The organism is Ensifer sp. Root278, from assembly GCF_001429285.1.
In the GTDB taxonomy this organism is placed as follows: domain Bacteria; phylum Pseudomonadota; class Alphaproteobacteria; order Rhizobiales; family Rhizobiaceae; genus Ensifer.
This window is the reverse complement of sequence record NZ_LMJJ01000023.1, coordinates 266,990-281,425: the sequence shown is the minus strand read 5'-3', so window position 1 is coordinate 281,425 and position 14,436 is coordinate 266,990. Positions and strand designations below refer to the sequence as shown.

Annotated in this window: 14 protein-coding genes; 8 read left to right on the top strand and 6 right to left on the bottom strand. The window is 63.2% G+C overall.

Annotation, left to right across the window (positions count from 1 at the left end):
• Window positions 1–2 precede the first annotated feature (2 nt).
• The 4 genes from ASE60_RS17745 (at window position 3) to ASE60_RS17730 (ending at window position 4,249) form a co-directional block, all read left to right on the top strand.
• Window positions 3–1,136, top strand: a complete 1,134-nt coding sequence (locus ASE60_RS17745; protein ID WP_057251857.1) for an ABC transporter substrate-binding protein — start codon at window positions 3–5, stop codon at window positions 1,134–1,136.
• Between the two features lie 154 nt (window positions 1,137–1,290).
• Window positions 1,291–2,436, top strand: a complete 1,146-nt coding sequence (locus tag ASE60_RS17740) for an ABC transporter substrate-binding protein (RefSeq protein ID WP_057251856.1) — start codon at window positions 1,291–1,293, stop codon at window positions 2,434–2,436.
• The gene (locus ASE60_RS17735) at window positions 2,433–3,503 is read left to right on the top strand and encodes an iron ABC transporter permease (protein ID WP_057251855.1); all 1,071 of its coding nucleotides are present in this window, start codon (window positions 2,433–2,435) and stop codon (window positions 3,501–3,503) included. The genes ASE60_RS17740 and ASE60_RS17735 overlap by 4 nt, the downstream gene beginning before the upstream one ends.
• Window positions 3,497–4,249, top strand: coding sequence for an ABC transporter ATP-binding protein (locus tag ASE60_RS17730; protein ID WP_057251854.1), 753 nt, complete (start codon window positions 3,497–3,499; stop codon window positions 4,247–4,249). Before ASE60_RS17735 ends, ASE60_RS17730 begins: the two co-directional genes overlap by 7 nt.
• A 110-nt stretch (window positions 4,250–4,359) precedes the next feature.
• Here ASE60_RS17730 and ASE60_RS17725 read toward each other — a convergent pair whose 3' ends face one another.
• The 5 genes from ASE60_RS17725 to ASE60_RS17705 form a co-directional block, all read right to left on the bottom strand.
• Window positions 4,360–5,634 (bottom strand): sugar MFS transporter, encoded by a 1,275-nt coding sequence (locus ASE60_RS17725; protein WP_244495659.1) that lies wholly within the window; start codon window positions 5,632–5,634, stop codon window positions 4,360–4,362.
• Between the two features lie 205 nt (window positions 5,635–5,839).
• Complete coding sequence (locus ASE60_RS17720; RefSeq protein ID WP_057251852.1) at window positions 5,840–6,886, bottom strand: glutathione synthetase; 1,047 nt, start codon at window positions 6,884–6,886, stop codon at window positions 5,840–5,842.
• An 8-nt stretch (window positions 6,887–6,894) separates the two neighbouring features.
• Window positions 6,895–8,778: a tyrosine/phenylalanine carboxypeptidase domain-containing protein gene (locus ASE60_RS17715; protein ID WP_057251851.1), complete on the bottom strand. Its 1,884-nt coding sequence runs from the start codon at window positions 8,776–8,778 to the stop codon at window positions 6,895–6,897.
• Window positions 8,775–9,599 (bottom strand): N-formylglutamate amidohydrolase, encoded by an 825-nt coding sequence (locus ASE60_RS17710; protein ID WP_057251850.1) that lies wholly within the window; start codon window positions 9,597–9,599, stop codon window positions 8,775–8,777. The genes ASE60_RS17715 and ASE60_RS17710 overlap by 4 nt, the downstream gene beginning before the upstream one ends.
• 130 nt (window positions 9,600–9,729) lie before the next feature.
• Window positions 9,730–10,629 (bottom strand): LysR substrate-binding domain-containing protein, encoded by a 900-nt coding sequence (locus ASE60_RS17705; protein ID WP_057251849.1) that lies wholly within the window; start codon window positions 10,627–10,629, stop codon window positions 9,730–9,732.
• Between the two features lie 43 nt (window positions 10,630–10,672).
• On the opposite strand from ASE60_RS17705, the gene ASE60_RS17700 reads away from it, so the two are divergent.
• The 3 genes from ASE60_RS17700 (at window position 10,673) to ASE60_RS17690 (ending at window position 12,076) form a co-directional block, all read left to right on the top strand.
• Complete coding sequence (locus tag ASE60_RS17700) at window positions 10,673–10,930, top strand: hypothetical protein (RefSeq protein WP_309140366.1); 258 nt, start codon at window positions 10,673–10,675, stop codon at window positions 10,928–10,930.
• A gap of 284 nt (window positions 10,931–11,214) precedes the next feature.
• Window positions 11,215–11,427 carry a hypothetical protein gene (locus ASE60_RS17695; protein ID WP_057251848.1) on the top strand — a complete coding sequence of 71 codons (213 nt, stop codon included), beginning with the start codon at window positions 11,215–11,217 and terminating at the stop codon, window positions 11,425–11,427.
• A 46-nt stretch (window positions 11,428–11,473) separates the two neighbouring features.
• The gene (locus ASE60_RS17690; protein WP_057251847.1) at window positions 11,474–12,076 is read left to right on the top strand and encodes a nitroreductase family protein; all 603 of its coding nucleotides are present in this window, start codon (window positions 11,474–11,476) and stop codon (window positions 12,074–12,076) included.
• A 51-nt stretch (window positions 12,077–12,127) separates the two neighbouring features.
• Here ASE60_RS17690 and ASE60_RS17685 read toward each other — a convergent pair whose 3' ends face one another.
• Window positions 12,128–12,445: a potassium channel family protein gene (locus ASE60_RS17685; RefSeq protein WP_057251846.1), complete on the bottom strand. Its 318-nt coding sequence runs from the start codon at window positions 12,443–12,445 to the stop codon at window positions 12,128–12,130.
• 314 nt (window positions 12,446–12,759) lie between these two features.
• Between ASE60_RS17685 and ASE60_RS17680 the strand changes: the two genes are divergently transcribed.
• Window positions 12,760–14,436, top strand: coding sequence for a SulP family inorganic anion transporter (locus tag ASE60_RS17680; protein WP_057251845.1), 1,677 nt, complete (start codon window positions 12,760–12,762; stop codon window positions 14,434–14,436).

Here is a 14,436-nt window from a genome sequence, read left to right as displayed (position 1 = left end):
CAATGCGGTTTTTCAACAGGGTGGCTGCGGCCGCCACGGGCTTTTGCGTGCTTTTTTCAACGGCAGCCTTCGCTGATGTCGTGACGCTGAAAGACGTGACCGGCCGCGATGTCGAGGTCAATGTACCGGTCGAGCACGTGATCCTCGGCGAAGGGCGCCAGATCTATTTCCTCGGTGCGCTCGACCGTGACGAGCCGTTCAAACGCGTCGTCGGCTGGCGTGACGATCTCTCCAAGGCTGACCCGGAAAGCTACGCCGCCTATCTCGCGAAATACCCTGATGTCGCCAAGCTGCCGACCTTCGGCGGCATGAAGGACGGCACTTTCGACATCGAGCAGGCGGTCGCGCTGAAGCCCGATGTCGTCTTGATGAATGTCGATGCCAAGACCGCAACGGAGGAGGCTGGCTACATCGAAAAGCTCGCCAAGGTCGGCATCCCGCTCGTCTATGTCGACTTCCGCGAAAAGCCGATGGAAAACACCGAGCCGAGCATGCGTGTGATGGGCAAGCTGCTCGGCAAGGAAGAGAAGGCCGAAGAATTCATCAAGTTCCGCGCCGAAAGCATCGCCAAGGTGACCGACGTTTTGGCGAAGGCCAACCCGAAGAAGCCGCTGGTCTTCGTCGAGCGCGCCGGCGGTTATTCCGACGATTGCTGCATGTCCTTCGGCAACGAGAATTTCGGCAAGATGGTCGAATTCGCCGGCGGCGTGAACATGGCCAAGGACATCATTCCCGGCACCTTCGGCACGGTCAATCCGGAGCAGATCATCGCTGCGAACCCGGACCAGATCATCGTCACCGGCGGCAACTGGCAGGGTTACGTGCCGGGCGGCGCCTGGGTTGGGGTCGGTTATGGCGCGGATGTAAAGGAAGCGGCCCGCAAGCTCGAAAACCTGACCAAGCGCCCGGCCTTTACCGGCGTCCAGGCGGTCAAGGACGGCCAGGTCCATGCCATTTGGCACCAGTTCTACAACAATCCCTACCAGTTCGTCGCGATCCAGCAGATCGCCAAGTGGCTGCATCCGGATCTCTTCGCCGACCTCGACCCGGAAGCGACGTTCAAGGAGCTGCATGAGCGCTTCCTGCCGCTTCCCTATGAGAGCGGCTACTTCGTTTCGCTGACGGCCAGCAAGTAAGCAGATCGACAGCCGGAGGAGGGGAGGTCTCTACGGCGCCGCGCGTCTTATTAGACGCGCAAAGGTCGCCGTAGCACTTTGAATTGCTGCATGTTTTCGTCCTTAAATCGCATGCGATTTAAAAAAAACAGCAGCAGCGTCGCGATCGAAAGGAATGAGAATGCCGATCTTCAGGAAAATCGCGTCGGCGATGATCGCCGCCATAGTGCTGGCGGCTCTGCCGGCTAGTGCTGCGGAAATCATCGACGTTACCGGCCGCCGGGTCGAAATCGCGCTGCCCGCCAAGCGCGTGCTGCTGGGCGAGGCGCGGCAGATCCATGTCGCGGCGGCGCTGAAAGGCGAGCATGTCTTCGACACGATCGTCGGCTGGCGCGACGACCTCGTGAAAAAGGACCCGGATTCCTACGCCGCCTATGTCGAGCGCTTCCCCGAGATCGAGAAGCTGCCGCGTTTCGGCTATATCCCTTCAGGCGATTTCAGCCTCGAAGCGGCGATCGCGCTGAAGCCCGATGTGCTGACCCTGAACCTCGAGGCTGAGAAGGCTGTCGAGGAATCGGGCTTCATCGAAAAGGCGGCGGCTGCCGGCATCGCCGTCGTCTATCTCGATTTCCGCGTCGATCCGGCTGCCAACAGCGAGAAATCGGTCGAAATCCTCGGCCAACTCTTCGGCGCCGAGGCAAAGGCGCGTGAATTCATCGAATACCGCAATGCCCAGATCGCGTTGGTGACGGACCGCCTGAAGAAGGCGGGGGCAATCGCACGCCCGAAAGTCTTCATCGAGCGCTCTCCCGGTATCACCGGCGACGTCGTCTGCTGCCGAACCTTCGGTCCGGCGAATTTCGGCAAGATGGTGGAAGAGGCCGGCGGCCACAATATCGGTTCGGACGTGATCAAGGGCACCTTCGGCGACCTCAATCCTGAGCAGCTCATCGTCAGTGATCCCGATCATGTCATCATCACCGGCAGCAACTGGTCGGCGGAATCCGATCTCAACCAGTTCGTCAGCGTCGGCCGTGGCGCCGATGCGGCGGCGGCTGAGGAGCGTCTGCGCGGCCTGATGCAGCGCCCGGGCTTTCCCGGCCTGAAGGCGGTGAAGGAAGGTAACGTGCACGCCGTCTGGCATCAGTTCTACGGCGCGCCTTACGAGTTCATTCCGATCCAGCAGTTTGCCAAATGGTTCCAGCCGGAGCTTTTTGCCGACATCGACCCGGACCGGACTTTCCGCGAGTTTCACGAGAAGTTCCTGCCGGTGACCTATCGCCCGGGCTACTTCGTCTCGCTTCCGAAGGATGGTGAATGATGGTTGCCATGACTGACCAGATTTCCGGCGTTGAGGGACGGGGGCGCTATCGCGCGCTCGTCCTGCGCCGTTTGGTGCTGATCTTCTGTCTCGTCGGCGCGCTGTTTGCGTCCGTCGCGGTCGACATGGCGCTTGGCCCTGCAAATTATCCGCTTGCCGATGTGCTGACGGCGCTGTTCCGGTCGGAAACCGTGAGCGACCAGCTCCGGGTGGTGATCTGGGACATCCGCATGCCGATCGCGCTGATGGCCGTGACGGTCGGCGCCTCGCTGTCGGTCGCCGGCGCGCAGATGCAGACGATCCTCGCCAACCCGCTGGCAAGTCCGTTCACGCTCGGCATCTCCGCCGCTGCCGGTTTCGGCGCGGCCCTCGGCCTCGTTGCCGGCGTCGCGGTCTTTCCGGTTGCGGTCCAGTACATGGTGCCGATCAACGCCTTCCTGATGGCGATGCTGGCGGCGCTCTTCATCCACTTCGCCTCCACCATGCGCGGCGTCACAGTGGAAACGATCGTGCTGCTCGGCATCGCGCTCGTCTTCACCTTCAATGCTGCGCTGTCGCTGCTCGAATACCTCGCCTCCGAGCAAGCGCTGGCCGCGGTCGTGTTCTGGACGATGGGCAGCCTCACCAAGGCAACCTGGCCGAAGGTCTGGATCACCGGCGCCGTGCTGCTGTTCGCCTTGCCGCTTTTTGCACGGCACGCCTGGGCGCTGACGGCGCTTCGGCTCGGCGACGACAAGGCGGCGAGCTTCGGCATCAATGTTCGCCGGCTAAGGCTCGAGGCGATGATGACCGTCAGCCTGCTTGCGGCGATCCCGGTCTCCTTCGTCGGCACGATCGGTTTCGTCGGTCTCGTCGGGCCGCATATCGCCCGCATGCTGGTCGGCGAGGATCAGCGCTTCTTCCTGCCGGCCTCGGTGCTCTGCGGCGCGCTGCTGCTTTCGGTCACCTCGGTCGTCAGCAAGATGCTGATTCCCGGCGCGGTGCTGCCGATCGGCGTCATCACCGCGCTCGTCGGCGTGCCCTTCTTCTTCGTGCTGATTTTCACCAACAGGAGGCGTGCATGGTAAGCCTGACGCTGGAAAAGGTTGGTGCGAACTATGGCCGGCGCGTGGTGCTGTCGGACGTCAATACAGGTGTCCTTAGGGGCGGTGGCCTGACGGCGGTGATCGGTCCCAATGCCGCCGGCAAGTCGACGCTGTTCAAGCGCATCGCAAGCCTGACGTCCGGGCCCGGCACCGTCCACCTTTCGGACACGTCCAAGGGGCCCGAGGGCATCTGCTACATGCCGCAGGATACCGGCGCCAATGCCGTGCTCACCGTCTACGAGTCGGTGCTTCTGTCGGCCAAGCAGGGTTCCGGCTGGAAGGTGAAGGACGCCGAACTCGCCGAGATCGACCGGGTGCTCGGCGAGCTCCGGATCGCCGACCTCGCCTTTCGCGGCCTCGGCGAGCTTTCCGGTGGCCAGCGCCAGCTTGTCTCCATAGCCCAGGCCCTGGTGCGCAAGCCCGAAGTGCTGTTGATGGACGAGCCGACCTCGGCGCTTGATCTCTTCCGCCAGATCGAGGTACTCGGCTTCATGAAGCGCCTGTCGGCGCAGTCGGGCATGGCGGTGCTGATCGCGCTGCACGACCTGAACCATGCGCTGCGCTACTGCGACGACACGATCGTCATCAGCGGCGGCTCGGTGCTGGCGAGCGGCCCGACCCATGAGGTCATCACCGCGGACATGCTGCGCTCGGTCTACCGCGTCGAGGCGCGTGTGGAGGCTTGCTCCATGGGGCGTCCGGTCGTCATCGTCGACGAGTCGCTTTAGGCGCCAGAACAATTCCATGAGAATTTGAAGCGGTTTCCGTCTGGAACGGCACCAATTCAAGAGGCTGGAAAGCACTTCGCCGCCGAGGCGGCGAAGTGCGGCTTCTGAGATCAGGTCGGCTTGTGCCCCTTCAGGCCGTAGAAGGCGATATAGGCATAGCAGGCGACGGGCATCAGGAAGGCAAGGTGGATGCCGATGTTGTCGGCAAGGCCGCCCTGAACGAGCGGCAACAGCGCGCCGCCGACGATTGCCAGGCACAGGATGCCGGAGCCCTGGCTCGTATATTTCCCGAGGCCGTAGAGCGCCAGGCTGAAGATCGTCGGGAACATGATCGAGTTGAAAAGCCCGATCGCCAGAACCGACCACATGGCAACGCTGCCGCCGGCAAAGACGGTTAGCAGCAACAGCACGATCGCTGCGACTGCGTTGAAGGCCAACGCCTTGCCGTCGTCGACGAAGCGCATCGCAACCGCGCCGATGAACCGGCCGACCATCGCTCCGCCCCAGAAATACATCACATAATGGGCGGCTTCGGCCTCGGAGAGGCCGGCAATGTCGGGCTGGTTCAGGAAGTTGACGAGGAAGCTGCCGATACTGACCTCCGCGCCGACATAGACGAAGATGCCGATGGCGCCGAGGACCAGGTGGCGGTAGTGCCAGGCCGACTTGCCGTCGGTGATCGGCTCGATCTCGTCATGCACTTCGACGGTCGGCAGCTTCAGGGCGGCGAAGAGCGCCGCAAGCAGCAGGAAGGCGGCGGCAAGAAGCAGGTAGGGCATCTTGACCGCGCTTGCTTCGGCGAGCCTCAGCGCGTCGAGCTGCTCCGGCGTCGCGCCGGCAGTGGCGACGACAGCAGCCGACAGGATCAACGTTGCACCGAACATCGGGGCCAGCGTCGTGCCGAGCGAGTTGAAGGCCTGGGTCAGGGTCAGACGGCTCGCGGCCGTATCCGGCGGACCAAGCACGGTCACGTAAGGGTTGGCCGAAACCTGCAGCAGCGTGATGCCGCTCGCCAGCACGAAGAGAGCACCGAGGAACAGCGCATAGATGCGAAAGCTTGCCGCCGGGACGAACAGCGCGCAGCCGATGGCGGCGATGACGAGGCCGAGCACGATCCCCCATTTGTAGCTGATGCGCTTGACGAGCGCGCCGGCGGGCAGCGAGACGATGAAATAGGCGCCGAAGAAGCAGAATTGGATCAGCATCGACTGCGTGTAGTTGAGCGAGAAGACGTTCTTCAGATGCGGGATCAGAATGTCGTTCAGGCACGTGATGAAGCCCCACATGAAGAACAGTGAGGTGAGCGCGAAGAGGGCAAATCGATAGCCCGTCGCGTCCGGTGACGCGGATGAGGCCGCGCGCGTGGGCTCAGCGCCCTTGGTGATGATACCTGCCAATGGTTTAACCTCATGATGTCGTTGACGCCGGAGCTTGGGGCCTTGGGAGGGCGTCGCATTGGACGCGCCGGCGGCAGCCGTTGATCTTCACTTGGGAGCACGAAGATATCCGGTTGCGCGGCGCTTATACCGCGCGCACAGGGCTTTGACAGTGTGAAAGGTAGGATTTCCCCGGTCGCAGGCCGGCTATCGGTCAGAGCGTGGCCAGTTCGCGATTGGTAAGTGTGCCGACATGGGCCCGTTTGATGTCGAGCTTCCGTTCGAGCGCCGCCATGATGTCCTCGCTGAACTCGATCGATGTCAGTTCGGCGATTTCAGGCAGTGCTCCCGGGGTAAAGACGTTGACCTCAACGAGCTTGTCGCCGACCACGTCGAGACCGACGAGGAACATGCCGTCGCGCACCAGCTTCGGCCGCATCTGCTCGGCCACCGCGAGCATTTCCGGCGTGACGACGGCGGCGACGGGCCTGCCGTTGACATGCATGTTGGAACGTAGCTCACCTTCCGCCGGGACGCGCCGAACCGCAGCGTAGGTATCGCCGCGTTTGAGCGGCCGGCCGTTCATCAGGAACAGCCTGACGTCGCCTTCCGTTGCTGCCGGCAGATATTCCTGCGCGATCACATAGCCCATCTCGCTGACCGCCTCGAAGATCTGGTTGAGGTTCGTCTCGTGGCTGGAGCTAACCTTGAAGACGTTCTTGCCGCCGGAGCCCTGCAGCGGCTTCAGAATGACACCTTCCGGGTGCTCGTCGACAAAGGCCCTGATCTCCTCAATATGCTTCGAGATCAGCGTGGTCGGCCGAACCATCTCGGGAAAGTCCTGGAGATAGAGCTTGTTCTGCGCCCGCGTGAGCCCGTCGGGATCGTTGACGACGATTGCCCCGCGCTCGGCCGCAAGCCGCCCGAAAATCACGCCCGCCTGGGTGGCCCAGGGGCGCGGACCGGCGTCTTCCGACGGGTCGCTTCTCAAAAACAGAACGTCGACGTCGGCGATGTCCAGCGTCTCACGCCGCGTGGCGCCGCTCCGCAACGCGGCGATGAAGGTTTCGGCCTTGCGCGGCTTCGCCGCGCCGAGGTTGAGGGCGTGGATCATCAGGCGGCCATCGGGCCTCAGGATGAAATCACCAGGGGTGACGTAGACGATCTCGTGGCCACGGGCGAGTGCCGCAAGCGCAAGCGATGTCGTCGCATAGACCGTCTCTTCGCCCTCGATGGAGTTGACGAAAAAGGCGATGCGCATTCAGTTTCCTACTCTGCGACCATGTCGAGCGGGGTAATTCCCCTCTGGGCTCGCTGAAGTCGGTCGCGCGCTTTGACGTCATCGAGGAAAATAGGGCGAATGGCCGCGGCACCAAGGAGGCCGCGCAAATTGAGTTCCTGGATCGCACCGAAATGCGACGCGGCGATCTTGCCCATCCAGAAGGGCTCGAGACTGCCGCCGTCGGCGAGATGCTCGAGAAGCTGCAACAGGCCGCGCAGGTAGATCGCGTCCTTGACCAGCCCGCCGCCGCGATAGATGCGCAGCGTAATGTTGAAGGCCTCTGTGGTGCCGAAGCCGTGGCCGTCGACGAGCAGCCGGTAGGTCTCCGGAAACAGTGCGCCGTCAAGCAGGGCCGCGCAGCCGACGACTCTCGCCGCAAGCACCCGCAGCCGGTCCGCGGTCATGCCGGCACTCAAGTATTCGGCGAAAACGGCAAGCCCTTCCTGCATGCCTTCGTAACCGGCAAGCCCTGAGCGGAGGATCCGGAGGCCCTGGGCCGAGCCGTTGAAATAGGTCAGCAGGTGCACGCCGACCTCGTGGCTGAGCAGCGCCTCGACGCGATCGGGGTCGAGTGCCGAGCTTCTGGCGATCAGCAGTTGACCGCGCGAGACGAGCAGGCCGGCTGGCAGGTCGTCGCGAATTTCGACGGACGCGGTGAAATCGGCGGACTGGCGCCGATAGGCTGATATCATCGCCTGGGCTCGCTCCCTTATGTAGTCGCAGTCGCGCTTGTTGCCGGATGTCGGAGACGAGGCGCCATCGGCTGCGGTGCGCGCGAGGATGTCGGACGCGGCGTTGAGAAGGTCGCTTTCCACCGGGCCGTAGAGTGCGCGGCCGAGTTCGACGAATTTGCGGGTCTCGCGCGCGGATATCATCGAGAGCTGCAGATCGACCTCCTGCTGCTTTTCCCGATAGAGGGCATAAAGCAGCGGATCTTCGAGGTGTTCGAAGTTGAGGGTGAAGAGTTTGCGCTTGGCCGTTTCGATCTGCAGCGCCAGCGGCCGATAGTAGAGGCGGGGACTTCGGGAAAAGCCGCTCGACGCGAATTCCGCCCAGGCGGTTTCGGCGTTGATCGGCGTCACCGCGAGCAGGAAATCGAAGCTCGAGGCGATCTCGTCGATGCCGCGGTCGGCACGCACGACCGCGTCGACGAAGGCTTTCCGGCCAAGGGCGCGATGCGTCGGTAGCCGGAAGTCATCGGACCGCGCGCGGGCGAAGGCCGCAACGGCGCGGAGCCCAGCATCGAAGACGCTCGCAACCAGCCGCTCGCGCAATTGCGGATAGATGCGGCGGGTGCCCGGCTCGCAGTAGATGGGGGCAAAACGCACGGTGAGATGGGGATAGTCGAGCGCCAGGGTCTTTCGGCCTGCCCGTGCCTCCGGTTGCCGCTCGACAAGCGTCACATGCGGGGTCCGGAACTTTCCCTCGATCGTCGCAGCGGTCTCGATCAGTGCTTTCGCGGCAACCTGCTCGGCGCCGCTTAGCCCGGCGACGACCTCGATCAGGAAGGGCGGCAGGAACGGCGCGTCCTTGGCCGGCGGGTCATCGCTTTCGAGCTCGGCAAACTCGAGAACGATGAACATGCCCTGCCGCTCTTCGATCACGCGGCCGACCCGCTCGATGACGACGGCGGCGATATCGACGCTCGGAGCCAGCAGATAGGCGGCATTCGCCTGGGCGATATCGCGCGCGACCGGCTGCTGGTGCTCGGCTGCGATATGGACGCAGAGGAAGGGAAGCAGGCGGTCGATGTGCAGCCGTCCACCCTCGCCGAAGTCCCGTCGCACGGCGCGACCATCCTTCAGTCGGGCAATGGCTTCATCGAGCCACTCCGGGTCAGGGCTCGCGCGCATGGGTCTCCCGTCCGTCATCGCTGCCTCGCGAGCGCCTCGGTCAGGATCGGAACGAGTGATCCGACCAGTGTGCGCAGCGACCTCAGCGCTTCGAGGTCTGGCTTGCCGGTCCACTCGTCCATGAAGGTCTTCTTGAACTCGATCGCGATCGCGCAGCCCGTATCGGGAAAGTGCTCGTGGATGAAGCGCGTCTGTTCTCCGCGTCCCTGGAAGGCAATGTTTTCACGCACATCCACAGGCCGACCCGCGAGCGTGGTGGCGCTGATGGCAGCGACCAGCGTATCGATCACGTCGGCCCATTTGGCCCGATCCATGGAGGAGGTTCCGATGTTGATCTCGGGTGCCTCGGCGATATCGGCCGGTTCGGCCTCCGGCCCCTGCCGCCGATGGTTGTAGCTGTGTATGTCGAGCACGATGAAGCGCTGATGGCGGCGCTCGATCGCCGTCAGCATCGACCGGAGCATGGCATAGTATTCGTCATGGACGGCAAGGGATGTTTCGATCAACTCCGCAGGCGGCTGCTCCCGCCAGACGGAAAGACCCCAGGCCTGTGCGGGCTGGAGGTAGACGGCGCCTACGCGGGCACGATTGATATCGACCTCGAAGCGCGAGCGATGGACGACGATGCGGTTGGCAAGGTCCCGGATGATGAATTCGGTGAACGGGTCCTCCTCGCGCAGCCTTTCTTCCTCCGTCAACGCCACCAGCGCCCGGGCATCGCTGCGCATGGCATGCCCATTGTGGATCGCGGTGCCGACGATCGGTCCATCGCCGCGATTTACGGTCCACCAGGCGTTCTCCGTGGCTGAACGGAACTGTTCCGTCGGCTCGCGTTGCATGTTCGCTCCCGCATGCCCTCACTATGGGCGCTTCGGGAATGCAACTCCCGGGCACGCCCGAGAGTTCCGCAAAGATTCAAAATTCCATGGCAGATCAGTCCGGTTCGGGGTGCCGTTCTCGGTTCCCGCTTCAGCGCGATGACACCCCGATTTCGCCGAGGATCCATTGGCGGAAGGCGCTGATCTTCGGTGAATTGCGCCGCGTCTCCGGGTAGACCAGCCAGTAGGCATGGTCGTCGTTGCAGAGAAGATCGAAGGGCTGGACGAGGCGCCCATCGGCCAGCTCGGCGGCGAAGAACGCCGGCGTCAGGATCGCCACGCCCTGGCCGGCCGTGGCGGCGTTGCCCTCATAGGCCTGCGCGCCCATGCTGGCGCCGGGACGACTGGAAAGCCCCTCGGCAGGCACATTCGCGGCCGCAAACCATTTCGCCCACCAGGGATCGCCGGGATCGAGCAGCGGCAGACGCAACAGATCGGCCGGCTCCTTCACCCCGCCGATACTGGCCGCAAGGTTCGGGCTGAGCATAGGGGTGAAGTCGGCGTTGATCAGCCGGTGCGCCACAAGCCCCGGCCAATCGCCGCGGCCGGAGCGAATGCCGATATCGACCTCCTCGCGGCTGAAGTCCACCAGGTGAGGCTCCGTTTGAAGGCGGACGGCAAGGGAAGGGTGGGCGATCTGAAAGGAGCCAAGACGCCGCGCCAGCCAATTGGAGGCGAACGTGGCGATCGTGCTGATGACAAGCGTTCCCTGGGCGCCGCCGCGCGCCGTGACATAGGCTTCGCTGAGCTGCTCGAAGGCCTGCGTGACCGCCGGAGCGAGCCGCTGTCCGACTTCTGTCAAGGCAATCTGCCGCGGTCGGCGCAAAAACAAGGGCGCGCCGACCCGATCCTCGAGAACCTTGATCTGATAACTCACCGCGGCCTGCGTCGTGCCGAGCTCGGTTGCGGCCTTCGTGAAGCTTCCATGCCGGGCGACCGCCTCGAAGACGCGGATCGCCGTCAATGGTGGAAGCGGAAGTGTCTTATGCATTAAATGGCCTTATGCATGGTAAGCGATATTCGATTGGAAGGTGATGCCGCTCGTAACCATTTTCAAGATCCGTCCATTAGACGGATTGATGAAGAGGATGACGGCTATGACAACCATTCAAGTACGTAGTTTTTCGTCGACAAACGATTTTTCCGCGCGCTCCTGGCTGGCGTTTCTGTTCGCTCGAAAGCGTCGTGCGCTCGAGGTCGTCGATGTCAGAGACCTGTCGGATCACCTGAAACGGGACATGGGCTTCCTCGATGGCAACCGCCCCGACGCGAAAGACCTCCCGACCGCTTGAATACTTTCGACCTGGGCGAGCCTCCCATCGCCCAGGTCCACCAATGCCAAGGGCATGACACCGCCGCCGCCTCCTTCCTCCGTTACACTACCCCTGCACTCGCAGCTCCGACGTCCGCCAAAAGCGGAGCAGTTTTTCATCTCTCGCTCGCTCTTTGGGTCAGAATTCCTTTAATCTACTATTTGAGTGGATAATCTCGGAAGGCTCGGTCAGGAATCGAGCTGGGCAGAAACGCCCTCCGGTCGGCGCAGGTTTGCGTTGATCGGCTGAAAATGAGGTCCGAGATGAGTATGCTGCGGCAATTTGAGCGTTTGAGCGCAATTCGCGAGGTCCTGCAGGGCCGTTTGGAACTGCACGAGGCGCGGGACTGTTTCGGCTTCGACGATGTCGAGGACGGCACGGCCAATGAGCTCAGGGACCGCATCGCCGAACTCTCCGATGAAATCTCGACCTTAAGAAGTCGTTGCGACCGATACGAAAGCTTCGGCCGTCAATGACCAACCCGAAAGGCGGCAGCACGTCGCCGATGAATGGACCATCCCCATGACCTTGCATGTGAATTCACGCGTCGCGGATCACGCGATCAATCCGCTTTTTCTCGAACGCTGGTCGCCGCGGGCCTACTCGGGCGAAGAGATTTCCGAGGCCGAACTGTTCGAAATCCTGGAGGCCGCCCGCTGGGCGCCATCAGCCTACAATGCCCAGCCCTGGCATTTCGTCTATGCCCGCCGCGGCGGACAGGACTGGGAGAAGCTGCTCGGTCTTCTGAACGAGTTCAACCGCAGTTGGGCAAAGGAGGCTTCGGCCCTCATCTTCGTGCTGTCGAAAACCTCCCTGCTGCCGCCAGGCGCCAGCAAGGAGGTGCCTTCCTACACCCATTCCTTCGATACGGGCGCCGCCTGGGGCGCACTCGCCCTGCAGGCGGCCCATTCCGGCTGGCAGGCGCACGGCATGGCCGGCATCGACTACGACCGCGCGCGGGCCGAACTCGAAGTTCCTGAAAACTACCGGATCGAGGCTGCCGTCGCGATCGGACGCCTCGGCGATAAGGCTCTGCTTCCGGAGGCTCTGCAACAGCGCGAGCAACCAAGCCCGCGCAAAGCCCTCTCCGAAATCGTGTCTGAAGGGCGCTTCGTGGCCGGCTAAGCTTCGGCAGACTTGGACGGGGAGCGGGGGTACATTGCCGGCCCGCTCTCCTCAGCGATCGTCCGTTTCATCCTTGCTCGTCGCGTTCAGCGCCTGAACGCTGATGGCCGCGACGAGGCCGGTCAGGACGATGCCGGAAAAGCCTATCACCAGAGCCAGCAGCCGTGCGCCCAGGTGTTTGGGCGTGATGTCGCCGTAGCCGATCGTCAGCCCGGTGACGAAGGTGAAATAGAGGGATTCATCGAGCCGCCATTCCTCGATGCGGCCAATGATGACACCGCATCCGGTCATCACGATCAGGATTGCGGAGAAGATCGGCCAGAGCACCTGAAGTTGCTGGTAGAGATTGGAGAAGAACAGGCGCCGCATTCTTTTTGAATGGCTCCTGCGATGAGATTTCGCCACGCAACCCTCCCTCTCGCCAGGTAGGAAGCCCGCCGTGCTAACGATTCCGTACGCCTGCGACGGTCCGCCTTGGCTTCGCTCCCTGCCGCCGAAATCCCCTCTCGGCCCGGCACCCGCAGTCCTCAAGATATCCGCAAGTCGAGCAGCCTGCCAGCGTCTGCTTTGGTAGGCGACAAGTGATGCCCGAAGTGTGGCTGAGGCGTTCCTTGCAACGGATTTTACCCAGTGCTATCGCTTTAGAATAACTTCATGAAAGCTCCTGCCAGAGGATAGTCCGGATGGCATCGAACGAGCATTCGCCTGTCGGCGACGGTCGCGGTGCCACTGCGGGTTTCCGGCTCGACGTGACTGCAGGTCTCACGGCCGCTGCCGTGGTTCTGCCAAAGGCGATGGCCTATGCCACGGTCGCCGGTCTGCCTGTCAGTGTCGGTCTCTACACCGCCTTCGTGCCGATGATCATCTACGCGCTTCTCGGCACGTCCCGGGTGCTGAGCGTCTCGTCGACCACGACCCTTGCCATTCTCGCCGGAACACAGCTCGGCCTTGCCGTCCCGGATGGCGATCCCGGCAAGTTGATAACGGCAACCGCGACGCTGACGGCGATGACCGGTGGGCTTCTCATCCTGGCTTCGCTTCTCCGCTTCGGCTTCGTCGCCAACTTCATCTCCTCGCCGGTCCTGATCGGCTTCAAGGCCGGCATCGGCCTCGTCATCGTGCTCGACCAGGTGCCGAAGCTGCTTGGCCTTCACTTCACCAAGGAAGGCTTCTTCCGGGATATCCTGAGCATCGCCGGCCATCTGTCCGAGACCTCGCTACTGACGCTTGCAATTGCGGCTGCGGCGCTGGTGGCGCTTCTTGCGATGGAGCGGCTCTGGCCGCATTCGCCGGCGCCGCTTCTGGCGGTGGCTGCAGGCATTGCGCTTTCCTGGTTCGCCGGCCTCGAGGCGCTCGGTGTCTCCACCGTCGGCTTCATCCCGCAGTCTCTGCCTTCGATCACGCTTCCGAGCCTCGGTCTTGCTCAGGAGCTTCTGCCCGGCGCGCTCGGCATCGCCTTGATGAGCTTCACCGAGACCATCGCCGCCGGACGTGCATTTGCCGCCCCCTCCGACCCGCCGATCAGGGCGAACCGTGAATTACTGGCAACCGGCGCTGCAAATCTCGGCGGCGCGCTTTTCGGCGCCATGAGCGCCGGCGGCGGAACATCACAGACGGCCGTCGTGCGTGCCGTCGGTGGACATTCGCAGGTGGCGTCGCTGGTCACCGCGGCGGCAGCGGCTGCCACGATGCTGGTGCTGGCGCCCATGCTGGGTCTGCTGCCGCAGGCGGTCCTGGCGGCAATCGTCATCGTCTATTCGATCGGGCTTATCAAACCGGCGGATTTCTGGTCGGTCCGCAAGGTCCGGCGAATGGAGTTTCAGTGGGCGCTGGCGGCTTTCCTCGGCGTGCTGCTCTTCGGGACGCTGCAGGGCATCATCGTCGCGATCGTGCTTTCCTTCATCGGACTGGCCCGCCAGGCGGCATCGGCGAAGGTCTATGTCGTCGGCCGCAAGCGCGGCACCGATCGGCTCCGGCCGCTGTCGCCGGATCATCCTGACGACGAGACCTTCGAAGGGCTGCTGATCCTTCGGCCGGAGAGGCGCCTGTTCTTTGCCAATGCACAGCAAGTGGCAGACCAGGCGCAGATGCTGGTCGCCAAGCACAAGCCCAAGGTTCTCGTGCTCGACATGAGCCGGGTCTTCGATATCGAATATTCCGCGCTGCAAATGATGACGGAGGGCGAGCGTCGCATCAGCGAGCACGGGGTCACCGTCTGGCTGGCCGAGCTGAACCCGGATGTGCTCGCCTATGTGCGGGCCTCCGGTTTTGCCGATCAGCTCGGCCCCGATCGCCTGTTCGTCAACACGCGCACAGCCCTTCAGCACTATCTGGCGAGCATCGCTCCGGCAGCGGCCTGA